Here is a 23072-nt window from a genome sequence, read left to right as displayed (position 1 = left end):
GGAGCGCTCGTTTCCGGAGCGGCGCCAGGTTGCGCGGGCCGCATCGATGATCCGGCGACCATGCTCCGCGCCCGAAACCTGTCGCGCGACGGAGCTATGCCCGTCCCGCAGGGGTGGTACCGAACCCGAATGACGACGGGGATGCGGTTCGCTGCGCCCGACGTTCTGCTAGAAGCACCCATACCCGATGGATGACGGCCCTGCCCGCAAGGGTGGCGCCCGTGCCCGCGAGCCCGGTTCTTGCCCTCAGCGATCTCGCCTTCCCTGCTCGTTGCCGTCGCCGCGGTCCTGCCCTTCCTCGGCAGCCTCGTGGCGATCGGCCTGCCCGGCTCGGCGCGCAACGCCGCCGCCGCGGTGGCGGGGGGCGTGATGCTGGTCAGCCTCGCCTGCATCGCGAGCCTCTATCCGCAGATCGGCGCAGCCGGCCCCATCACTTGGACGCTGGACTGGCTTCCGACGCTCGGGGTCCGGTTCATCCTGCGCCTCGACGGATTGTCGTGGCTGTTCGCGATGCTGGTGCTCGGCATCGGCGCGCTCGTGGTGCTCTACGCGCGCTACTACATGGCCGCCGCCGATCCGGTGCCGCGCCTGTTCTGCTATTTCCTGGCTTTTGTGGGCGCGATGCTCGGCATCGTGCTGTCGGGCAACCTGATCCAACTCGTGGTGTTCTGGGAGCTGACCTCGGTCGTCTCCTTCCTGCTGATCGGCTACTGGTCCGACAACGCCTCCGCCCGCGACGGTGCCCGGATGGCGCTCACCATCACCGCCGCCGGGGGCCTGTGCCTCTTGGTCGGCATGGTGCTGATCGGCCAGATCGTCGGCAGCTACGATCTCGAGACGGTGCTGGCCTCGGGCGATACGATCCGCACCAGCCCGCTCTACCTGCCGGCCCTGATCCTGGTGCTGGCCGGCGCCCTCACCAAGTCGGCGCAGTTCCCGTTCCACATCTGGCTGCCCCGCGCCATGGCGGCGCCGACGCCGATCAGCGCCTACCTGCACTCGGCCACCATGGTGAAGGCCGGCATCTTCCTGATGATCCGGTTCTGGCCGGTGCTCGCGGGCACCGAGAGCTGGTACTGGATCGTCGGCACCGCCGGCATGGCGACGATGCTGGTCGGCGCCTGGAGCGCGATCTTCCAGCACGACCTGAAGGGGTTGCTCGCCTACTCGACCATCAGCCATCTCGGGCTGATCACCCTGCTGCTCGGCCTCGATTCGCCGCTGGCCGTGGTCGCGGCGATCTTCCATGTGGTGAACCACGCGACCTTCAAGGCGTCGCTGTTCATGGCCGCCGGCATCATCGACCACGAGACCGGCACCCGCGACATGCGCCGCCTCAGCGGGCTGTGGCGGGCGATGCCCTACACCGCCACCCTGGCGATGGTCGCGGCGGCGGCGATGGCGGGCGTGCCGCTCCTGAACGGCTTCCTGTCGAAGGAGATGTTCCTATCGGAGGCGGTCGACAACGCGGGCGACCACCCGCTCCACCTCGCGCTTCCGGTGCTGGCGACCCTCGCGAGCGCCTTCACGATGCTCTACTCGCTGCGCTTCATCCGCCAGACCTTCTTCGGACCCGCCCCGCACGACCTGCCGCACGAACCGCACGAGCCGGTGCGCTGGATGCGGATCCCGATCGAAGCCCTGGTCCTCACCTGCATCGCCATCGGCCTCGTGCCGAACCTCACCATCGGCCCGGCCCTGGAAGGCGCGGTGCGCGCGGTGCTCGGCGACCGGACCCCCGATTACGACCTCGCGATCTGGCACGGCTTCAACGCGCCGCTGGCCATGAGCGTCGTGGCCCTCGTCGGCGGCGTCGTGCTCTATTTCGTCTTCGGCAAGCGCATCAACACGAACCCGCGCGGCGGGCCGTGGCTGATGGACCGTCTCGACGGCGGCTGGCTGTTCGAGCGGGCGATGACCGGGCTCGTCCGCGGCGCCCGCTGGCTCGAGGCGCGGCTCGGCACCGAGCGGCTACAGCCGCAGCTGCGCATCCTGTTCCTCGCCGCCCTGACGGCGAGCCTCGCCGCGGGCACCGCGCGCGGGCTCGACCTGACGGCGCCGGGACGCATGACCGAATTCGATCCGGCCTTCGCCCTGATGTGGCTCGTGGGCGCGGCCTGCGCCATCGGGGCGGCGGAGCGGGCGAAGTACCACCGGCTCTCGGCGGCGATCTTCGTCGGCGGCGCGGGCCTCGTCAGCAGCCTGACCTTCCTGTGGCTCTCGGCACCCGATCTCGCCGTGACGCAGATCCTCGTGGAGATCGTCACCACGGTGATGCTGCTGCTCGGCCTGCGCTGGCTCCCCAAACGCGATCAGGCGATCGCCGTCCCGGCCTCCGAGGAGGCGCGGGGCCGTCGGCGCCGCCTCGTCGACCTCTGCATCGCCGGGCTCGTCGGCTTCGGGCTCGCCGGCCTCGCCTACGCGGTGATGACGCGCCCGGCGGTCGACGGGATCAGCCGCTGGTTCGTCGAGGAGGCCTATCCGCAGGCGGGCGGGCGCAACGTCGTCAACGTGCTGCTCGTGGATTTCCGCGCCTTCGATACGCTGGGCGAGATCTGCGTGCTCGGCGTCGTCGGCCTCACGGTCTTCGCGCTGCTCAGGCGGTTCCGCCCCGCCCCCGACAGCCTGGAGCGGCCGGCGCAGCAGGTGCGCCACGACGCCTACGACGACGCCCGCGAGGGGCGCGAGCCCGGCCACACCACCGCCGACGCGCTGCTGGTGCCCCGCGTGGTGATCACGTGGCTGTTCCCGTTCATCGTGCTGCTGGCGCTGCACCTGTTCCTGCGCGGCCACGATCTGCCCGGCGGCGGCTTCGCGGCGGGCATCGCGATGACCGTCGCCTTCATGCTGCAATACATGGCCAACGGGGCGCAGTGGGTGGAGGAACGGCTGCGCATCCAGCCGATCTCGTGGATCGGCGCCGGTCTCCTCGTGGCGGTGCTGGCGGGCGCCGGCTCCTGGCTGTTCGGGCGCCCCTACCTCACGGCCTTCTTCGCCTATTGGGAGCCGCCCGTGCTCGGCAAGGTGCCGGTCGCCAGCGCGCTGCTGTTCGATCTCGGCATCATGGTGCTGGTGGTGGGAGCGAGCGCCCTGATGCTCGTGGCCCTCGCCCACCAATCCCTGCGCCGCACCCGCGCCGCCGAGGCGGAGGCCGAGGCCCGGGACGCGGCGGAACGCGCCGCCGAGAAGGAACCCGCCTGATGGAGTTCGTCCTGTCGGCCGGGATCGGCATCTTCGCCGCCTCCGGCGTCTGGCTGATGCTGCGCCCGCGCACCTTTCAGGTCGTGCTCGGCCTGTCGCTGCTGAGCTACGCCGTCAATCTCTTCATCTTCGCCATGGGCCGCCTGACCGTGGGCGCGCCGCCGGTGCTGGGCGCCGTGCCCGAGATCGTCTCGGTGGACGATCCGGTGCCGCAGGCCCTGGTGCTGACGGCCCTCGTCATCGGCTTCGCCCTCACCGCCCTGTTCCTCGTGGTGCTGCTCGCCGCCCGCGGCGTCACCGGCAGCGATCATGTCGACGGCCGCGAGCCGCATCGGGCCGAACCGCATCCGGGGAACCCGCATCCATGACCGGCCCCGTTTCCATCACCCAGGCCAGCGGCTGGTCGGATCACCTCGTGGTGCTGCCCATCGTGCTGCCGATCGCGGTCGCGGGCGCCATGTTCCTGATGGACGAGCGCCGCCGCGAGCTGAAGGCCGCCTTGAGCCTCGCGACGATGCTGATCCTGCTCGGCATCGCCCTCCTGCTCGTCGGCCGCGCGAGCATGACGGCGGAGGTGTACCGCCTCGGCAATTGGGCGGCGCCCTACGGCATCGTGCTGGTGGTCGACCGGCTCTCGGCGATGATGCTGGCGCTCGCCGCCATCCTGGGATTGTGCGCCCTCGTCTTCTCCTTCGCCCGCTGGGGCCGGGCGGGACCGCGCTTCCACGGCCTGTTCCTTCTCCTCGTGATGGGCGTGAACGGCGCCTTCCTCACCGGCGACCTGTTCAACCTCTTCGTCTTCTTCGAGGTGATGCTGGCGGCCTCCTACGGCCTCGTCCTGCACGGCTCGGGCGAGACCCGCATCCGCGCCGGGCTCGGCTACATCGCCGTCAATCTCGTCGCCTCGCTGTTCTTCCTCATCGGCGTCAGCCTGATCTACGGCACCACCGGCACCCTCAACATGGCCGACCTCGCCCGGCGCCTCGCGGCGCCCGCCCTCGGCGAGACGGGCCTGTTCGAGGTCGGCTGCGCGGTGCTCGGCATCGCCTTCCTGATCAAGTGCAGCGCCTGGCCCCTGGGCTTCTGGCTGCCGACCACCTACGCGGCGGCGAGCGCCCCGGCGGCGGCGATCCTGGCCATCCTCAGCAAGGTGGGCGTCTACGTCGTGGTGCGATTGAGCCTGCTCCTGTTCGGCGAGGGCCTGTCCGCCGGCTTCGCCCAGGGCGTTCTCCTCGCCGCCGGGCTCGCCACCATCGCCTTCGGCACGGTCGGCATCCTCGCCGCCCGCGAGCTGACCCGGGCCGCGGGCTACGCCGTGATGATCTCGTCGGGCACGGTGCTGGCCGCCCTCGGAACCGGCAGCGACCGGGCATTGGCGGGGGCGCTCTACTACCTCGTCGGCTCGACGCTCGCGGCCGGCGCCCTGTTCCTGCTCGCCGAGATCCTCCAGCGCGGCCGCGACCCGGCGGAAGCGGCCAAGCCCGTCTTCGCCGACGAGTACCGCGATCCGTTCGACGACCCCGACGCCACCGAGATCGGCCGGGCGATCCCCTCCGCCGTGGCGATCCTCGGGATCGGCTTCCTCGTCTGCACGCTGATGCTCGCCGGCGTGCCGCCGCTCGCGGGCTTCGTCGGCAAGCTGGCGATGTTCTCCGGGCTCACCGGCGGGGCGATGACGGCCTCGGCCTGGGGGCTGATCGCGGCGCTGACCCTGTCGAGCTTCGGCACCCTGATGCCCCTGGTGCGGCTCGGCATCTTCAGCCTGTGGGTGCCGAGCGACGACCCGCCGCCGGTGCTGCGCGCGCCGGAATTCGCCGCCATCGCGGGCCTGCTCCTCACCTGCATGGCGCTTGCCCTATGGGGCGGCCCGGTCCTCGCCTATGCCGATGCGACGGTGGCGTGGTTGGCTGAGCCGCAGGACTACATCCAGGCCGTCCTCGGCGCAGCGCAAGGAGATGGGCGTTGAGCCGGATCCTGCCCCACCCGCTGCTGTCGGCGGCACTCACCCTGACCTGGCTGCTGCTCAACGCCCCGCCGACGCCCGGCAACGTGCTGCTGGCGCTCGTCGTCGGGCTCACCGTGCCGGCGGTGATGGGCGCTCTGGAGCCCCGCCGGGTGCGGCTGCGCGCGCCGGCCACCCTCGCCCGGCTCGCGATCCTCGTCCTCTACGACATGATCCGCTCCAACATCGACGTCGCCCGCGTCATCCTCGGCCTGCGGAGCGGCGCGCGGAAGACCGGGTTCGTCACGGTCCCCCTCGAGCTGCGCGAGCCCGTCGGCCTCACGATCCTGGCGGTGATCCTCACGGCCACGCCCGGCACGCTCTGGGTCCAGTACGATTCGGATACCGGCTGCCTGCTCCTGCACGTCCTCGACTACACCGAGGACAGCGCCTGGGAGCGCCGGATCAAGGATCGCTACGAGCGTCCCCTGATGGAGATCTTCGCATGAACAGCGTGACGATCCTCGATTGGGGCCTCGGCCTCGCCCAGGGCATGCTGGTCCTGGCGATGGCCCTGGCCGCCTGGCGGATGCTGCGGGGGCCCCGCGCCCAGGACCGCATCCTCGGCCTCGACACGTTCTACCTCAACGGCATGCTGGCGATCGTGGTCCACGGCATGCGCACCGGCAGCGGCCTCTATTTCGAGGCGGCCCTGATCATCGGCATGATCGGCTTCACCGCCACGGTGGCGCTCGCCAAGTTCCTGATGCAGGGCGAGGTGATCCAGTGAACGGCGCCGGACTGCCCCTCTGGGCCGCGTGGATCGTCGTCCTGCTCACGGTGACCGGCGCGGGCTTCGCGCTGACCGGCGCGCTCGGCCTCATCCGCCTCAGGACCTTCTACGAGCGCGTCCATGCCCCGACGCTCGGCGCGACCCTGGGCATGGCCCTGATCCTGTGCGGATCGATGCTGCTGCTGTCGCTGATCGAGGAGCGTCTCGTCCTGCGCGACGCCCTGATCGGCCTGTTCTTCACGGTGACGACTCCCGTGACGCTGCTCCTGCTCGCTCGCACCGCCGCCCACCGCGACCGCTTCGAGGGCAATCCAGACGCGCCTCCGGAGGGACACTGATACCCTGACGGGCGGATCGGGACAGCGGACTAGGCAGTCCAGCCTAGTTCCGACCGGAAAATTTTGTATTTGACCGAGCCGCACGGCTTCGTGATCGCTGCGCTGACTTCCGAATTCTTGTCGAATAGGGACCGATCGCGGTTTTTTACAAAACGATAAGGTTCATCTGCAAGATTTCCACCTCGGCAGCCAATCATGGCGCCGGTGAAGGCGTGCCGTGCCGATGTTCCGTTCCGATGTCGATTCCCTTCTGGCCTCCGTCGATCGATCCATGGGCCGGATCGAATTCGCGCTCGACGGCACGATCACCGATGCCAACGCGGCCTTCCTGGCCCTGATCGGCTACCGCCTCGACGAGTTGAAGGGCCGCCATCACAGCGTGCTGATGCCGGCGGCCGAACGGGATCAGGCCGAGTACCGTGCGTTCTGGGAGGCCCTGCGACGGGGCGATTTCCACACGGGCGAGTTCCGCCGCGTCGCCAAGGACGGACGGTCGGTCTGGATTCAGGCCTCCTACAATCCCGTCCTCGATCGGCGGGGACGCCCCTTCAAGGTGGTGAAGTTCGCCGCCGACATCACCGCGCAGACGCAGCGCAACGCCTATTACGAGGGGCAGATCGCCGCCATCAACCGCTCCCAGGCAGTGATCCACTTCACCCCCGACGGCACCATCACCGACGCCAATGACAAGTTCCTGACGGCGATGGGCTATCATCTCGACGAGATCCGCGGCCGGCACCACAGCCTGTTCGTCGACCCGCAGGAGGTTGCGGGCGGCGACTATGCGGGCTTCTGGAAGGCGCTCGGCTCCGGCAGCTACCGGGCAGGCGAGTTCCGCCGGATCGCGAAGGGCGGGCGCGAAGTCTGGATCTACGGCTCCTACAATCCGGTCTTCGACAGCGAGGGCCGCCCCTGCGCCGTGGTCAAGTTCGCCAGCGACGTCACCGAGCAGGTCGCGGATCGCCTCCGTCGGGCCGAGGGCCAGCGCTCGATCCGGAGCGACCTCGGCGACATCACCCTGGCGATGTCGGACGTGACGCGGCAGGCTCAAGAGACGGCGGACGCGGTGGCCGTGACCTCCGGCAACGTCCAGGCGGTCGCTGCGGGCTCCGAGGAATTTGCCGCCTCGATCTCCGAGCTCAGCCGGCACGCGGCCCAGGCTCAGAGCGCGTCCAACGAGGCCGTGGCCCGAGCCGAGGAGGCGACCGGGATCGTCGCCGGTCTCACCTCCGCCGCCGAGCGGATCGGCGAGGTCGTCTCGGTGATCCGCTCCATCGCCGACCAGACCAATCTCCTGGCGCTCAACGCGACCATCGAGGCGGCACGGGCCGGACAGGCGGGCCGCGGCTTCGCCGTGGTCGCCACCGAGGTGAAGGCCCTGGCGAGCCAGTCCTCGCGGGCGACCGAGGATATCGGCCATCAGATCACGGCGGTTCAGGCTTCGACCGACCGCGCGGTCGAGGCGATCCGGTCGATCGCCGCGACCATTGGCAATCTGTCCGAGATCTCGATGAGCGTGTCCTCGGCGGTGACCGAACAGGCCGCCGTGACCCAGGAAATCTCGACCAACATGCAGACCGCCGCCCGCAACGTCGATGCCGTCCGCCGCAACGCCGAGGGCATTGCCGCCGCTGCCGGCGAGATCGATGCCTCCGTTCAGAAGGTGACCGCCGCCGCCCGGGCGATCGCCTGATCGGCCGCTCGGCGCCGGGTGAAGCGGGCTACGACGCCTTGGCGAAGGGCCAGCGGGCCCGTGCCGGGGCGGTCAGGTCGTCGACGAGACCGAGACGCAGCCGTTCGAGGCCGGCCCAGGCGATCATCGCGCCGTTGTCGCCGCAGAGCGGCAGCGGCGGTGCGACGAAGCTCAGACCGACCTCGCCGGCCTGCGCGGCGAGGGCGCGGCGGATCGCGCCGTTGGCCGCGACGCCTCCGGCCACCACCAGGGCGGTCGGATGGCCCGCGACCGCACCGAAGCCGCGCAGGGCCACCCGCACCCGGTCCACGACCACATCCACCACCGCCGCCTGGAAGCTCGCGCAGAGATCGGCCACGTCGCGGCTCGCGAGGGGGGCGAGGCGCTCGGCCTCGATGCGCAGGGCCGTCTTGAGGCCGGAGAGCGAGAAATCGGCCTCGCGCCGCCCCAGCATCGGCCGTGGCAGGGCAAAGCGCTCGGGATTGCCGGTCTCCGCCAGCCGCTCGACCTCCGGCCCGCCGGGATAGGCAAGACCCAGGAGCTTGGCGACCTTGTCGAAGGCTTCGCCGATGGCGTCATCGATGGTGGTGCCGAGCCGGACGTAATCCCCGACGCCCTTCACGGCGACGAGCTGGGTGTGTCCGCCCGAGGCGAGGAGCAGCAGGTAGGGGAAGGCGAGCCCGTCGGTGAGGCGCGGCGTCAACGCGTGCGCCTCCAGATGGTTGACCGCCAGCAGCGGCTTGCGCGCGACCAGCGCCAGGGTCTTGGCCGTCACGAGGCCGACGAGCACGCCGCCGATCAGGCCCGGGCCGGCGGCCACCGCGATGCCGTCGAGATCCGAGAGTGTGGTTCCCGCCCGATCGAGCGCGCGGGCGATCAGCCGATCGAGCACCTCGACATGGGCGCGCGCCGCGATCTCCGGCACGACCCCGCCATAGGCCGCGTGTTCCGCGATTTGGCTCAGGATCTCGTTGGCCAGGATCCTCCCGCGATCGCCGTCATCGAGGGTCACCACGGCGGCGGCGGTCTCGTCGCAGGTCGTTTCGATGCCGAGGATCTTCATCGGGTCTCTATCGGGCCTTCATCGGGCGCGGCGCGGTTGCGCGTCGGGAGCCCGCGCGCCACCTTCTCGGCCTCACCGGCGAGGTTTACGCAAAAATCGCGGCCTCCGACAGGGAAGGCCTCGGGGTTTTCCGTGCCGCGCGCTTCGTCGATCAGGGGGCCTCGCATGCGGATCTGGGTATCACGGCCCGAGCCCGGCGCCGCACGCACGGCCCGGCGCCTCGAGGGTCTCGGCCATGCGGCTCTGGTGGCGCCGGTGTTGCGGATCGTCCCGACCGGAGCGTCCCTGCCGCCGGGACGCTTCGACGGCCTGATCCTGACGAGCGGCAACGCGGTGGCCGCCACCGATGCCGCGCCCCGCGATCTGCCGGTCCTCGCGGTCGGCGCCCGCACGGCCGAGCGGGCACGGCGCGCGGGGTTCCAGCGCGTTCACTCTGCGGAGGGCGATGCGGGCGATCTCGCGGCCCTGGTGGCCGACACGCTGGCGCCCGGCAGCACTCTCCTCCATGCCGCGGGCGAGGACCGCAAGCCGGAGCCGGCCGCGAGCCTCGCGGCGGCGGGGTTCTCCGTCACGGTGTGGAACGCCTACGCCGCGCGCGCGGAAGAAGCCCTGCCCGAGGCGGTGGCGCGGGCCCTTCGCGCCGAGGATGAAATCCGGCCGGCGGCGGCGCTCCACTACTCCCGGCGCAGCGCTCAGGTGGCCGCCGGATTGTGCCGGGAGGCGGGGTTGGCCGGAGCGTTTCGGGCTCTGGCGCATTACTGCCTGTCGCCGGATGTCGAAGCGGGACTGGCCGAGTTCGGTCTCGCGGCCCATTTTGTGGCGACACGACCGAGCGAGGACGCCCTCCTCGCCGGCCTTCCGGCTCCGGATTGAGCGGCATGTCCCGTGAGGGACGTCCGCAAGCTTCGGGGACGGGAGCAGAACGATTTCGGATGGATGGTGCCGCTCGACCGCTCTATGGGAGCGCGGTGCCTCGCGGTGGCCAAGGGAGCGAACGCCGGTGACTTCACCCAAGGATGGTCCGAAGCCTGCGGACAAGGGCGCGTCCCCCGCCTCCTCTCCCACGAAGCCCGGCACGGTTCCGCCCACGGGCAAGCCCGAATTGAACAGATCCGAGCCCGCCAAACCCGGTGCGACCGGAAGCAGCGCCCTGCCCGGCAGCTCCTCCTCATCGAGCGGTGGAACGACGGGCGCCCCCGGCCGCCCGCAGGACGCACGCCCCTCCGAGCCTGCCAAAACCGGCGCCACCGGCAGCAGCCCTGTTCCGCCGGTCGGGTCCGGCCCCAGTCCGTCCGAGCCGGGCAAGCCGTCCGAACCCGCCAAGCCCGCAAGCGCCGTTGCGCCGGGATCGTCCACGGGCGCGCCGTCGAACCCGCCTTCGGGGACCTCTTCCTTCGGCGCGCCGTCGAAGCCCGGCACGACCGCCAGCGGCGCGGTGCCGCCGGTGGCCTCCGCCGCCAAGCCTTCGGAGCCCGTGAAGACCACCGAGCCCGGCAAGCCGACGGGCGCGACGCCCTCCGCGACCGGTGCGGCCTCGAACACCGCCCCGGGCGCCGCGCCGTTGAAGCCCGGTGCGACCGGCAGCAGCGCGATCCCGCCGGCCTCCGGCGCCGCCAAGCCGGGCGAGGTCAAGCCCGACAGCCCCGCCAAGCCGGGGGCGACCGGAAGCAGCGCGATCAAGCCGGAGGTTCCGCCGGCCGGTGCCGGACGTTCGGGAACCGGACCGTCCGGCACCACCGCCGGCAACCCATCCGGCACCCCGTCCAACGCGGGACCGACCCGGGTCACCGAGGCCGCCTCGCTGACCGACGGGCCGATCCTCGACATGAAGGCCAAGCGCGTCCCGGATCCGGCCGAGGCCGGCAAAGGAGCGGACAAGGGGGCCGACAAGGGCGGAACGCGGCCGGATGCGGCCAAGGATGCCGCCCGGGACGCGGCACGGGGCGAGACCAAGGCACCGCCCGCCGCCACGACCAAGGCGGGACCGGGCCTCGGCGCGGTGGCGGCCTCCGGCCTCCTCGGCGGCCTGATCGGCGCCGGCCTCCTCTACGGCGTCACGACCTATCATCGCTCGAGCGATCCGCGCCTCGACAATCTCGACAAGGCGGTGGCCGGTTTGGCCACCAAGGACGCGCTCGGCGGATTGGACAAGCGCATCGCGGCCAACGAGCAGGCGCTGAAGCCCCTGCCCGAGGCGGTCGGCCGGGCTGAGGCCGCCGCCAAGTCGGCGGGCGAGCGGGCGCAGGAGGCCCTGCAGAAGGCCGGGTCCGCGCCGGCCGCCCCCGCGCCGGAGGGCGCAGCGCCGGCCCCGGCTGTCCCGGCCGACCTCGCCGCGCGCCTCGACGCGCTCGACCAGCGGGTCTCGGCGCTTCAGGAAGAGCCGGGCCGCGAGGGCAACGCCGAGGCGAAGGCGATCGCGGCACCGACCGGCGACGGAACCGCGCTCGCCGGTCTCGACGAGAGGCTCAAGGCGGTCGAAGCCGCGACGAAGGACGCCGCATCCAAGAATGCCGCGCCCGCGCCCGACCTGACGCAGAAGCTCACGGCGCTGCAGGGCGAGATCGAGTCGCGCACCAAGGCCAACGAGACCGCCGATGCCGGCCTCGCCAAGCGCCTCGACGAGGTGCAGAAATCCCTCGACGCGAAGATCGGGGCGGCGACCCAGGCGGTGCAGGAGGCGGCCCAGGCCGGCAAGCAGGCGGCGGAAGCCGGACAGGCCCGTGCCGAGGAGAGCGTGAAGGGTATCGACCGCCGGCTGCAAGAGCAGGCGGACAAGCTCGCCAGCCTCGACAAGGCCCTCGATCAGACTGCCAAGGCGGCGACCGTGCAATCCGCCCTGCGGATCGTCGCGGCCGATCGCATCGCCACGTCGCTCGATGCCGGCCAGCCCTATCCGGAGGCGCTCGCCAGCCTGCGCAATCAGGAGCCGGCAGATTCGAAGCGCGTCGCGGCTTTGGCGCCCTTCGCCGACAAGGGCGCCCCGACCGCCGCCAAGCTCGCGGCCGAGTTCCGCGGCATCGCGGCCAAGATCGCGGACGCCAAGCGCGCGGCTCAGGCCCGCACGGTGGCCGAGAGCGGCAGCGTCGGCGACCGGCTGATGAACATGGCGAGCTCCCTCGTCCAGGTGAAGCGGGCCGACGCCCCCGCTCCGAGCCAGGGTGGCGCGGGCGGCGAGGTCTCGACCCAGCAGGTCCAGACCGCCCTCGACAACGGCGATCTGCCCGCCGCCGCCACGGCCTTCGCGGCCCTGCCGGAGGAGGCCAAGGCGCAGGCCGGCGATTTCGGCACCCGGCTCGCGGCCCGCGCCGAGGCCGGCCGGGCGGCGCAGTCGCTGCTCGCCGACGCCTTCACCGGCCTTCCCCCGGCTCGCTAGACCGCCCGAGCCGATGACGTTGTTTCCGACGACGGGCCCGCGTTCCGCGCGCCCGCTTCCCCTTCCAGCTTGCCCGGGCCGCGAGCGCCCGCTCGCCGTGCTTCCAAGGAGGCCCTGACCCATGTGGCGCGCCCTCGTTTTCCTGGCCCTTCTGGCCCTCGCGGCCTACGGCGCCGTCTGGATCGCCGACCATCCGGGCACCGTGAACGTCGCCTGGAACGGCTACGACGTTCAGATGAGCCTCGCGATCGCGCTGACCGGCGTGCTGGTGGCGGCGATCGTGGTCGCCCTGATCTGGGCGATCGTCACCGGCGTCATCGGCCTGCCGGCGAGCATCAGTCGCTCCACCCGCGAGCGTCGCCGCAACAAGGGCCTCGCCTCGCTCTCCCGCGGCATGATCGCGGTGGGCTCCGGCGATCCGCTGGCCGCGCGCCGGCATGCGAGCGACGCCGAGCGCCTGCTCGGTTCGCAGCCCCTCACCCTGCTGCTCAAGGCGCAGGCCGCCCAGATCTCGGGGGACCGGGACGCCGCCGAGCGCGCGTTCCGCAGCATGGCCGACGATCCCGAGACCCGGGTTCTGGGCCTGCGCGGCCTGTTCGTCGAGGCGCGCCGCCGTGAGGACGAGACGACCGCCCGCGCCTACGCCGTCGAGGCCGCGCGGCTCGCCCCGAGCGTCACCTGGGCCAATGAGGCCGTGATGGAGGCGCATTGCGCCGACGGCGACTGGTCGGCGGCGACGGAGACGGTGGAGCGGCGGGCGTCGCTCGGCCTCATGGACAAGCACGCCGCCCGCCGCCAGCGCGCGGTGCTTCTCACGGCGGCCGCCCAGAGCAACGAGGCCGGCGCGCCCGACACCGCCACCGAGCAGGCGCTCAAGGCCGTCAAGCTCGCCCCCGACCTCGTGCCCGCCGCCGTCATCGCCGGGCGGCTGCTCGCCCGTCGCAACGATCTGCGCAAGGCCGCCAAGATCATCGAGGCCGCCTGGAAGGCGACGCCGCATCCCGAGCTCGGCCGGGTCTATCTCAACCTGCGCACGGGCGATTCCGCCCGCGACCGCGTGGCCCGGGCCGAGACCTTGGCCAAACTCTCCTCCTGGGATCCCGAGGCGCGGCTGGTGCTGGCGCAGGCGGCGACCGAGGCCAAGGAGTTCGGCCGCGCCCGAGAGACGCTGGCCCCCCTCCTCGACGATCGCCCAACCGTGCGGGTCTGCCGGATGATGGCGCGGATCGAGGCCGCCGAGCATGGGGCCGACAGCGGCCGGTCCCGCGAATGGCTCGCCCGCGCCGCCCGCGCGCCGCGCGATCCGTCCTGGGTCGCCGACGGCGTGATCTCCGAGCGTTGGGCCCCGATCTCCCCGACCACGGGCCGCCTCGACGCCTTCGTCTGGAAGACACCGCCGGAGATCCTGATGGGCCCGGAGGAGGAGGACGCTCCGGCAGCGGAGGCCGAGACCGCCTCTCTCGCAGCGGCGCCTCCCGCGGCCTCCGTGGGCACGACGCCGACGGCCCTGCCGGCCGGCACGATGACGCCCGCCTCCAAGCCGGGATTCCTGGAGACGGGCGCCGGGACCGCGGCCGCGCCCTCGGTATCGCCCGCGCCCGCCTCCGCGTCGGCGATCCCCCCGGCCCCGGTGCCGCCGGGAACCCCGACGGAGCGCCCCCGCCGCATCGCCTGATCCAGGACGCCGGGGCAGCGGGGATCACGCCGAAGGGCGATGGTCCCCAAAGCGGAAACGCAGCGGCTTGCCATAAACCGATGCCCCGGCTACAGCACGACGCCCGCCGCGCGGGACCGCACCGAGCCCGAACGCTCACGCCGGTCCCCGGTGGGCCCCGGAGGGGTGGCCGAGTGGTTGAAGGCGCACGCCTGGAAAGTGTGTATACCGGAAACGGTATCGCGGGTTCGAATCCCGCTCCCTCCGCCATCTGACTTTCAGAGACAATTACTTCACTAGTGGCCCGTGCCATCAGCAGCGCCGAGGTTTTTCTCAGCTTGATGCTCGGGAGAGGCGTACGCGCAGAAGCCGAACAGCAGGCTTCGCAGACCTCAAGGATTGCTCCGCCTAAGGTCGCCGGAACGGCGCATCCCAAGGCCTATTCTCAGAGCGATTGAACGGACTGGCTCTTGGGCGGATCGCTCGCGATCCGCCGCCAGCACGCATGTCCCCGAATGCCGGTCCCGGCAGAGATGCGTCGGCAGGTCCGTCAGAAGGTGAAGGACGCGGACACGACGAAGGTGCGCGGCGCCGCGACGGTCACGAAGGTGCCCGTGGTGAGCCAGTACCGGTTGTCCGCGACGTTCTCGACGTTGAAGCGGAACACGGCGGGCCGCCCCGCCACGAGCGAGGCGTAGCGGAAGCCGAGATCGAACCGCGTCCAGTCGGGAAAGCGCACCGTGTTGGCGCTCGTGAGGTAGGAGCCGGACGTGTAGAGCACCCTGCCGTTCACGGCGAGGCCCGGAACCCAGGGCGTGTCCCATTCGAGACCGGCCGAGACGGTCAGATCCGGCACGCCGGCAGCCAGGTTGCCCCGTTGCAAGGGATCGATCGGCTTGGTGAGTTCCGGGTTCAGGAACGTGGCGCTGGCAAAGCCCCGCAGGCTCGGCAGAAGCGCGCCGTAGGCGGAGAGTTCCAGGCCCCGATTGCGCTGCTCGCCATTGTAGGCCAGGGCGTTGGCTGCCGTTTGCACCAAGTCGGGTCGGCTGATCTGGAAGAGCGCCGCCGTCGTCGTGACGGTGCCCCAATCGATCTTGACCCCGACCTCCTGCTGGTCCGACTTGAAGGGCGCGAGGATCGCACCGGCATTGCTGTAACCGGCACCGACGACGGTGCCCGCGGTCAAGCCCTCGGCGTAGTTCGCGTAGAGCGAGACGTTCTTCCACGGCTTGACCACGATGCCGGCGAGCGGCGAGGTGGCATCGGCGTTGTACCCGCTGGTCCGTGCCTGGGTGGAGGGATCGTAGCCCGTCTGGTCCACGACCTGGTAGCGGACACCCGCCGTCAGCAGGACGGTGTCGTCGAGAACGGACATCGTGTCGGCCAGCGCCACGCTGGTGAGCGTCGTGTTCGCGTATCGCTGCGGCGCGATGCGCGCGCCGTTGACCGCGGGGAGCGGAGACGGCCGGTAGATGTTCGACGGCACCGACTCGTCGGGCGTGTTCGCGACATAGGCGTAGCCGTCCTCCCGGCTGAACCCGGTGAACACGAGGTTCATCGCGTGGTTGACGAATCCGGTGTCGAAGCGCGCCTTCGCGCCGGCATTGCCGCTCACGGTGCTGCTGTAGGAATCGTAATAGGCGTTGATCAGACGGAAATTGCCGAACTGATCGACACCGTTCGAAATTCCGAAGACGCGCGAATCGGGGAAGGTCTGCCTGTTGCTCCCGGCGCGATAGCCGATCCCGCCATAGACGGTCAGCCAATCCGTCAGGTCATACTCCAGGAAAGACGCGATCGTATTGTCTCTCTGCCGGAGTTCCGTTCCCGGAAACCAATTGCTCCGGGCATTGGGGGGACGGGGGATGAACGGAATATCCGACAGAAAATTGATCTGCGGACGGAAATTTCGCGTGTCGTCGTTCTGCGAGATGGCATCGAGCGCCCAGCGCAGACGCTCCCCCTGATAATCCAGCGACAGGGCGCCGAGCCCCGTTTGCAGGTTGCCGTCGTTGATCGTGGCCTCGCCGGTGCGCCCCAGGCCATTGAACCGGATGCCCCATTCCTTGTTCTCGCCGGCGCGCGTGCTGGCATCGAGATGGACGCCGAAATTGCCGGCGCCGATGAATTGCGGCGTCACTTGAACGAAGGGCAGGTCGAGCGCCCGCTTGGTGACGATGTTGATGCTGCCGCCGACGCTGCCGCCCGGCGGAATGCCGTACATGAAGGCGCCCGGCCCCTTCAGCAATTCGATGCGCTCGATGTACTGCGTCGCAACGCGATTCGAGGACACCAAACCGTAGAGACCGTTCAGGCCGACGTCCTGAGCTTGAACGGGAAATCCACGAATGACGAACTCGTCGCTGAACCCGTTGCTCGCCGTCGTGAGGCGAACCGATGCGTCGTTGACGAGCGTATCGGCAGCAGTACGTGCCTGCTGATCTTGAATGATCTGCTGGGTGAAGTTGACCGTACTGAATGGTGTGTTCAGGACATCCTTGGTGCCGAGCACGCCGAGCGATCCGCCACGCGCGATCTGCCCGCCCGCATAGGGGGGCGGCAAGTCCCTCAGAAGCCCGACCCCCTGCCCTGCTCTTCCGGACCCGACGCGCTCTCCCGCGACCGAGATCTCTTCGAGCTGCGTGGCGGCTTGCGCTCTCGCATCCGAGACCGAGCCTATCCAGCACAGCCCGAGTGAGGCAGCACCGATCAATGCGCACGTTGATCTTGTTGGAGACACCGAATTCAAGTCACGCACGCACATGCCCTCGCATTGAGGACCGTCATGCGAAAGTTTAAACGCCCAACTTGGAACGGTTATAACCTTTGAAGACGATCACTCATCTATTTCTCGACTAAGGCATCACGCATACGTGAACAAGCAGATTCATAATGCAAAATTGAATACGTGCTTTAAACGCAACAAAGCAGAACTATTCTAAACCACTCGGCTCTCTCTGCTACGGATGCCCGTCAGCGAAGATTGACCGTCCGAGAGGACGGTGATGTCGGGTCTCACCCGCTGGAAGGATCGCTCATACGAACAACGACTTCACCGACAAATCGCAACAAACCGACCCATAACTTCCATTTCAATATTGATTACATAGCTACATCTTCCGAATATGACGGCAACCCGTTCAAAAAAGCTTCTAATAGAAAATTCGAATCTTCGACGCTCGATGTATCACTCACGGCAGTGACCGTGATGGACGTTTCGGGGCCCTCCATCGAACGTAATCTTCCAAGAATTGCTCGATATCTCTGCGTTAACGATGCGTTAACCATTCTCTAAAATGCTCTAGCAAGCCGCTTCGCTTCGAGGTTGCCACCCTGCTCTCCTCTTGCCCGGCCATTCCGTGACACAAGGGCTCTTCTCCTCGATCCGCAGCCTGCTCGCCTTGCTGCTCGCGTTGGCCACCGGCTTCGGCGGCCTCGTCGTGGTCGGAACGGGCGATGCGGGGAACGGCGGAGGCATTCGCGGCAGCAGAAGCGGGCGAGAGAGCGCGGCACTAATCGCGGAGCGGATCGAAGAGGCGCTGCTCTCGGTCGGGCGCGATCTCAGCCTGGTCGGCGAGAGCCTTGCCGCGCAGACGCCCGAAGCGGCGGGCGATGCGGCGGGCCGCCTGTTCGCCGCGTGGCGCCGGCTTCGTCCGGACGACGCCAACATCCTGTTCGCCGACCGGGGCGGACAGATCCTCGCAGCCTCGGCGCAACGGATCGTCGGGGGCGACGTATCCGGCAGCCCGTGGTTCGCACGATCCCTTCAAGGCGTGGTGATCGGGGAATCGGCGGAGGGAAGCCGAGCCGGCGCTGCGGTGGCGCGCAACCTGATCGTTGCGGCCCCTGCGGGCGGCGGCACCTCCGCTGCCGGTATCGTCGCGGTGCAGCTCGATCAGAGCTGGGTCGATGCCGTGGTCGCCACGGCCCGGCGGGCCTTGGCGGATGGGGCGCAGGGCCTGTCGATTCAGGTGTTGAACGGTTCGGGACGCGTCCTCCACCGGTCCGGCCCGGAGATTTATGGCTCGGAAGCCAGCGTCACGGTCGGCGATGTCCGTCAGGGCGGCGTCGGATGGCTCGTGAGCGTGCGCGCGCCGGAACCGCCCATGCCCGGCTCCCCCGTCCTTCTTCTGCTCGCCGCCGTCCTCCTCATGGCGGGCCTCGGATGGCTCGTCGGTGGATGTCTGACGCGAAACCTCGCCTATGCCTCGGCGCTCTGCCGTCATGACACCGGGCGGTCGAGGCCGGGCTGGATCCTGACCCGCGACCTCCACGATCTGACCACCCGCCTGCGCGCCCTCGTCGAGCTGAGCCTGAGCCGGGACCGCCTTCTCCAGGAGAAGCGCATCGCCCTGGCCCGCAGCCGCGACCGCATTCGCGCCATCCGGACCCTCTCGGGTTCGAGTTGCTGGGAGATCGATCTCAACACCGGGCAGGTGATCTGGACCGATGGAGACGAGGCCGCTTCCGAACGCGCCTGCACCCTGAGCGATGTGCTCGCCCATCTCGAACCCGACGATCGGCCGGCCTTCGGCCAAGCCCTCGCCACGGTTCGGGCCGACCGGCACGCCGTGCGCGACGTGGTCGTGCGCACCCGCGCGGGCGGCGAGCGCATCTCCGGTCGCCGGCTCGCCCTTCGCTTTGCGGCCGGCCGCGCCGACTCGACCCGCCTCTACGCCCTGAGCCGCGCCTACATGGAGCCGGCCCGCGAGGAGCAGACCGCCCCGCCTCCGTCGTCGGCGGCCGCCCCCTCACGCCTCGAGAGCGGCGGCCCCGACCTCGACAGCGCCCTCACGGCGGCGATCGCGGCACTCGGAACCTTCATGGGCGACGCGTCCGAGGGCTCCGGCCGAAGCGGGCGCATTCCGGCCACGGCCCTGCGCGGCGCGGTGCCGTCGCATCGCGTTCGGGCCTCGAGCCGACCGGGTCCTGGGCCGACCCGTACGGAGGCCGCGGCCTTCACGCTCGCGGCGGCCCTCGAAGGCGTGGTCACGCTGATCCGCGAATCCGCGCGACCCGAGATGGCGCGGGTGCCGCCGCGGGAGACCGACCTGCCGCCTGTAAGGCGCATGCGGGGTTAAGCCGAACGCGGCGGGGTGACGGATCGCGCTCGCCACCCTCCCACCGTCTCGATGGGGCGGGACGGGTGACCTGACCGGATTCCGGGGGCTCGGCTCGCGAGAACGGACATTGTCTGAGTCGGCAGCGGAGGGGCGACAAGCGGGCCAATGGTCAAACCAAACCTCGGCCGCGTTCGAGGAGGCCACCACCTTCACGGCGCATGGCTGTCGTTCGAAGCGTTGACGCCGACCCCATCAATCTGACGGCTTGGCTGGCCAATCTGCCCATGATTTCGACCGATCATCGCGTCCAACGCATCGTTGTGCCGATTATCGCAACAGATTTGCCACCATTTGCGGCAGAAATCTTCCCCGCGGCTCCAAGACTCGACAGCATATATTCCGAACCTAAGAGCGAAGAAACAATTCTATCGCAGTGCTCAGGCATTGCGAAAAAATCTCCTGATATGTTTCATATGATGTTTTTCGAATGCTCGAATCATCAATGCCATGGCTAATTCCGAAATGACTCTATCGGCATCGCATGGGCTATATTCATGACTGCGTTAACCATTTGTTAACACTATGAATGCTTCCTGGATCGGACACAAAAATAGCCGATTTCACGCGAGCATTGGGGGCCTGCGTGTTTCACAGTCCAACACATTTGACGATTCTACTCGGCTGCCTGGCGCTCGCGCCGGGCGGAGCCCGCGCGGCTGATTTGCCATCGGGCGGAGCGCGCGGGGCCGACTGGTATACGGGGGTCGAGCGGGAAGTCGCGCGCGAGGATTGGATCGTGGCCGTGGATGCCAGCGCCACGGTGACCACAAACAGCTCCGCCTTCGGTACGATCACGGCCACGATTGCCCCGGTCGCCACGCTGCTCGACAGCGGCCTGCGCGTGCGCCTGCAGGGTGTGGCCGGAACCTATAGCTATCCCGGCGCCGCAGTGCGCCAGACCGTCACCGGCGTGCAGCAGGAGGGGACGCTCCTGCTCGGCTACGAGTGGATCTGGCAGCAGGCGGCGCTCGCTGGCTATGTCGGCATGAACGTGCGCAGCAACGAGCTGTCGATCGTCGATCCCGGCAATCCCGTGGTCGGCACGGGTCTGGGCGTGAAGGTCGCGGCCGACCTTTACGTCAATCCCACGGACAACACGCTTCTGGCCGTGAACGCGTCCTACTCGACGCTGTTCAACGCCTATTATGCGCGGGCGCGGGCCGGGTTCGCCATCGCACCCGGTGTGTTCATCGGTCCGGAGGTCACGCTCCTTGGAGACAACTTCTTCAACGGTTGGCGGGCGGGCGGCCACGTGACCGGCTTCGCCGTCGGGCCGATGAAGTTCTCCCTCGGGGCCGGCTACGCCTTCGATCGCATCCGCAAGGGCGGATACTACACCAGCATCGACGGCCGGATCGCCTTCTGAGACCGAACGGGCGGGCCGCGACGGGCCGCCCTCTCCCGCTTGATCGACTGACCGGGATTGGCCCGATGCCTCCCTTCCTCACCCGTGCCACTTGGCTGATCAGCGCCGCGCTGACGCTGCTGCTGCTGTCTCAACCGCTCAGCACGACCGTCCAGCTCGAAATGAGCATCGGCGCCATCGTGCTGATGGCCCTTCTGTGGCTCGTCGCCAAGGGACAGACCGGACGGCTGACCTTCCTGGCCATCGGCAGTCTCGTCGTGCTGCGCTACATCTATTGGCGGCTCTCCAGCACCCTGCCGCCGCTCAGCGATCCGATCAACTTCGGTGCGGGTCTGCTTCTGGTCGGAGCGGAACTCTACTGCTTCTATATCCTGGCGGTCAGTCTCGTGATCAATGCGGCGCCCCTGTATCGGGCACCGCCGCCGCAGGACGAGGACGACGACCTCCCGACCGTCGACATCTTCGTGCCGAGCTACAACGAGGACCGGCACATCCTCGCGACGACCCTCGCGGCGGCCAAGTCCATCGATTATCCGGCCGGCAAATTCACCGTCTGGCTGTTGGACGATGGCGGCACGGACCAGAAATGCGCCGATCCCGACCCGCGCAAGGCCGAGGAGGCGCGGGCCCGCCGCAAGGTGCTGCAGGCGCTCTGCGCCGATCTCGGCGTCTCCTACCTGACCCGCCGGCGCAACCTGCACGCCAAGGCCGGCAACCTGAACAACGGCCTCCAGAACTCGGTCGGGGAAATCGTCGTCGTTCTCGATGCCGACCACGTTCCCTTCCGCTCGTTCCTGCGCGACACGATCGGCCATTTCGCGGTCGATCCCAGGCTGTTCCTGGTGCAGACGCCGCACGCCTTCCTCAATCCCGATCCGATCGAGCGCAACCTGAAGACCTTCGATCGGATGCCGTCGGAGAACGAGATGTTCTACGCGGTGGGCCAGTGCGGCCTCGACAAGTGGAACGGTTCGTTCTTCTGCGGCTCGGCTGCCCTGTTGCGACGCCGGGCGCTCGACGAGGCCGGCGGCTTCTCCGGCATCACCATCACCGAGGATTGCGAGACCGCGTTCGAACTGCATTCGCGCGGCTGGACCAGCATCTACGTCGACAAGCCCCTGATTGCCGGCCTGCAGCCGGAAACCCTGTCGGACTTCATCGGCCAGCGCTCGCGCTGGTGCCAGGGCATGCTGCAGATCATGCTGCTGAAGAACCCTGTCCTCAAGAGCGGTCTGAAGCCGATCCAGCGGCTCTGCTACCTCTCGAGCATGACGTTCTGGTTCTTCCCGCTGCCGCGCCTCGTCTTCATGGCCGCGCCGCTATTGTACATCTTCTTCGACATGAAGATCGTCGTCGCCAACGTCGATGAGGCGATCGCCTACACCGCGACCTACATCGTCGTGAACTTGATGATGCAGAATTATCTCTACGGCCGTGTGCGGTGGCCCTTCGTCTCGGAGCTGTACGAATACGTTCAGGGCCTGTTCCTGATCAAGGCGACCGCCTCGGTCATCATCTCGCCCCGCAAGCCCACGTTCAAGGTGACGGCCAAGAACGTCAATCTCGACCACGATCAGCTGTCGCCCCTGGCCCTGCCCTACTTCCTCGTCTTCGCGATCCTGTCCATCGGGGCGCTGGTATCGGCCTATCGCTACACCTTCGAGCCCGGGGTCACGAACCTGATGCTGGTGGTCGGGTTGTGGAACCTGTTCAACCTCATCACCGCCGGCGCCGCCCTGGGCGTAGCCGCCGAGCGGCGCCAGACCGAGAAGGCCCCCTCCCTGGCCGTCGACCGGCCGGCGGTGCTGAATCTCAACGGGATGGCCCTCGACGTCACCGTCGAGCGCATTTCGGGCGCGGGCTGCCGGATCCGCATGGACGCCGTCGTGCCGGTGCGCCGGGGCGGTGACACCATGGTCGGGACGCTCTCGGCGCTGCCGCAGGCCAACCTTCCGCTCCTGAGCCATGCCCGGACGATCCCGGTGCGCCTCGTCGGCGTGACCGCAGCGGGCGAAGAATCGGTGTGCGATCTCGTCTTCGAGACCCTCACGCCCGGCAGCTACTTCGCCCTTGCCGACCTGATGTACAGCGACGCGGGCGCGATGAGCCGCTTCCAAATGCGGCGGCGCACCCACAAGGACATCGTGTCCGGGACGCTGCAATTCGTCCGCTGGGGATTGTCCGGCCCGGTCAGGGCTTTCGCCTACCTGATGACGACCACCGCCGCCCCCAAGGCCGAGGAGCCTGCTGCCCGGCCGCGCAAGGCCGAGCGCCAGCGCGCCGCCGATGCGGGTCGCCCCGCCGATGCGCCATCCGCTCGCGCGGCGGAGGCCCGCAACGCGGCGGCCCCCTCGTCCGAGGGGTCCCCGGGCTGGCTCCATCAGATGGTCGAGTCGGAGGCCGCCACCGGCGGTCCCGAACGCGACCGCCGCACCGCCGACCGGCCGGAACCGGCGCTACTGCCGACCCGTGCCGGCTGAGCCTCACCGCGTGCGAGACCCGTCCTCGAAGTCGAGACCGAGCCCG

Annotated in this window: 15 protein-coding genes and 1 tRNA gene; 14 read left to right on the top strand and 2 right to left on the bottom strand. The window is 69.3% G+C overall.

Annotated elements, in window-relative coordinates; all coding sequences use genetic code 11:
- The first annotated feature begins 252 nt into the window (after window positions 1-252).
- The 7 genes from OWC43_RS08855 to OWC43_RS08825 all read left to right on the top strand — a co-directional run bounded on the left by OWC43_RS08855 (window position 253) and on the right by OWC43_RS08825 (window position 7967).
- Window positions 253-3201, top strand: coding sequence for a monovalent cation/H+ antiporter subunit A (locus tag OWC43_RS08855; protein WP_393958522.1), 2949 nt, complete (start codon window positions 253-255; stop codon window positions 3199-3201).
- Window positions 3201-3569 (top strand): Na+/H+ antiporter subunit C, encoded by a 369-nt coding sequence (locus OWC43_RS08850; protein ID WP_137829478.1) that lies wholly within the window; start codon window positions 3201-3203, stop codon window positions 3567-3569. The genes OWC43_RS08855 and OWC43_RS08850 overlap by 1 nt, the downstream gene beginning before the upstream one ends.
- The gene (locus tag OWC43_RS08845) at window positions 3566-5167 is read left to right on the top strand and encodes a monovalent cation/H+ antiporter subunit D (protein ID WP_393956392.1); all 1602 of its coding nucleotides are present in this window, start codon (window positions 3566-3568) and stop codon (window positions 5165-5167) included. Before OWC43_RS08850 ends, OWC43_RS08845 begins: the two co-directional genes overlap by 4 nt.
- Window positions 5164-5652: a Na+/H+ antiporter subunit E gene (locus OWC43_RS08840; RefSeq protein ID WP_393956391.1), complete on the top strand. Its 489-nt coding sequence runs from the start codon at window positions 5164-5166 to the stop codon at window positions 5650-5652. The genes OWC43_RS08845 and OWC43_RS08840 overlap by 4 nt, the downstream gene beginning before the upstream one ends.
- A complete protein-coding gene (locus OWC43_RS08835) occupies window positions 5649-5933 on the top strand; it encodes a K+/H+ antiporter subunit F (RefSeq protein WP_137829481.1) in 285 nt (94 codons plus the stop codon). Before OWC43_RS08840 ends, OWC43_RS08835 begins: the two co-directional genes overlap by 4 nt.
- On the top strand, window positions 5930-6274 hold the full coding sequence (mnhG, locus tag OWC43_RS08830; protein WP_137829482.1) for a monovalent cation/H(+) antiporter subunit G: 345 nt from the start codon (window positions 5930-5932) through the stop codon (window positions 6272-6274). The genes OWC43_RS08835 and mnhG overlap by 4 nt, the downstream gene beginning before the upstream one ends.
- Window positions 6275-6497: 223 nt before the next feature.
- A complete protein-coding gene (locus tag OWC43_RS08825; protein ID WP_393956390.1) occupies window positions 6498-7967 on the top strand; it encodes a methyl-accepting chemotaxis protein in 1470 nt (489 codons plus the stop codon).
- Window positions 7968-7995: 28 nt separating this feature from the next.
- On the opposite strand, the gene tsaD is transcribed toward OWC43_RS08825, so the two are convergent.
- On the bottom strand, window positions 7996-9030 hold the full coding sequence (gene tsaD / locus OWC43_RS08820; RefSeq protein ID WP_393956389.1) for a tRNA (adenosine(37)-N6)-threonylcarbamoyltransferase complex transferase subunit TsaD: 1035 nt from the start codon (window positions 9028-9030) through the stop codon (window positions 7996-7998).
- Window positions 9031-9195: 165 nt separating this feature from the next.
- Between tsaD and OWC43_RS08815 the strand changes: the two genes are divergently transcribed.
- The 4 genes from OWC43_RS08815 to OWC43_RS08800 all read left to right on the top strand — a co-directional run bounded on the left by OWC43_RS08815 (window position 9196) and on the right by OWC43_RS08800 (window position 14327).
- Window positions 9196-9903: a uroporphyrinogen-III synthase gene (locus OWC43_RS08815; protein ID WP_393956388.1), complete on the top strand. Its 708-nt coding sequence runs from the start codon at window positions 9196-9198 to the stop codon at window positions 9901-9903.
- 601 nt (window positions 9904-10504) lie between these two features.
- Entirely contained in the window at window positions 10505-12403 is a 1899-nt protein-coding gene (locus OWC43_RS08810; RefSeq protein ID WP_393956387.1) for a hypothetical protein, read from the top strand.
- A gap of 121 nt (window positions 12404-12524) precedes the next feature.
- Window positions 12525-14078 carry a heme biosynthesis protein HemY gene (locus tag OWC43_RS08805; RefSeq protein ID WP_393956386.1) on the top strand — a complete coding sequence of 518 codons (1554 nt, stop codon included), beginning with the start codon at window positions 12525-12527 and terminating at the stop codon, window positions 14076-14078.
- 159 nt (window positions 14079-14237) lie between these two features.
- Window positions 14238-14327, top strand: a tRNA-Ser gene (locus OWC43_RS08800).
- Window positions 14328-14607: 280 nt separating this feature from the next.
- Here OWC43_RS08800 and OWC43_RS08795 read toward each other — a convergent pair.
- Window positions 14608-16620 (bottom strand): TonB-dependent receptor, encoded by a 2013-nt coding sequence (locus tag OWC43_RS08795; protein ID WP_393956385.1) that lies wholly within the window; start codon window positions 16618-16620, stop codon window positions 14608-14610.
- 796 nt (window positions 16621-17416) lie between these two features.
- On the opposite strand from OWC43_RS08795, the gene OWC43_RS08790 reads away from it, so the two are divergent.
- From OWC43_RS08790 to bcsA, 3 genes are all read left to right on the top strand, one after another.
- Window positions 17417-19138 (top strand): response regulator, encoded by a 1722-nt coding sequence (locus OWC43_RS08790; protein WP_393956384.1) that lies wholly within the window; start codon window positions 17417-17419, stop codon window positions 19136-19138.
- A gap of 667 nt (window positions 19139-19805) precedes the next feature.
- Entirely contained in the window at window positions 19806-20546 is a 741-nt protein-coding gene (gene bcsS / locus OWC43_RS08785) for a cellulose biosynthesis protein BcsS (protein WP_393958521.1), read from the top strand.
- Between the two features lie 65 nt (window positions 20547-20611).
- Window positions 20612-23026 (top strand): UDP-forming cellulose synthase catalytic subunit, encoded by a 2415-nt coding sequence (gene bcsA / locus OWC43_RS08780; RefSeq protein WP_137830364.1) that lies wholly within the window; start codon window positions 20612-20614, stop codon window positions 23024-23026.
- The last annotated feature ends 46 nt before the right edge of the window (window positions 23027-23072 follow it).

The organism is Methylorubrum sp. POS3 (assembly GCF_043352485.1).
Classification (GTDB): domain Bacteria; phylum Pseudomonadota; class Alphaproteobacteria; order Rhizobiales; family Beijerinckiaceae; genus Methylobacterium; species Methylobacterium suomiense.
The sequence above is the reverse complement of the archived record's forward strand: the minus strand, read 5'-3'. Positions and strand labels throughout refer to the sequence as shown.

What these genes read in the sequence shown, in the direction of transcription:
- OWC43_RS08825 (WP_393956390.1), top strand. Translation starts at nt 6,498, where the DNA reads ATGTTCCGTTCCGATGTCGATTCCCTTCTGGCCTCCGTCGATCGATCC.
- OWC43_RS08815 (WP_393956388.1), top strand. Translation starts at nt 9,196, where the DNA reads ATGCGGATCTGGGTATCACGGCCCGAGCCCGGCGCCGCACGCACGGCC.
- OWC43_RS08845 (WP_393956392.1), top strand. Translation starts at nt 3,566, where the DNA reads ATGACCGGCCCCGTTTCCATCACCCAGGCCAGCGGCTGGTCGGATCAC.
- OWC43_RS08805 (WP_393956386.1), top strand. Translation starts at nt 12,525, where the DNA reads ATGTGGCGCGCCCTCGTTTTCCTGGCCCTTCTGGCCCTCGCGGCCTAC.
- OWC43_RS08835 (WP_137829481.1), top strand. Translation starts at nt 5,649, where the DNA reads ATGAACAGCGTGACGATCCTCGATTGGGGCCTCGGCCTCGCCCAGGGC.
- tsaD (WP_393956389.1), bottom strand. Translation starts at nt 9,030, where the DNA reads ATGAAGATCCTCGGCATCGAAACGACCTGCGACGAGACCGCCGCCGCC.
- bcsA (WP_137830364.1), top strand. Translation starts at nt 20,612, where the DNA reads ATGCCTCCCTTCCTCACCCGTGCCACTTGGCTGATCAGCGCCGCGCTG.
- OWC43_RS08850 (WP_137829478.1), top strand. Translation starts at nt 3,201, where the DNA reads ATGGAGTTCGTCCTGTCGGCCGGGATCGGCATCTTCGCCGCCTCCGGC.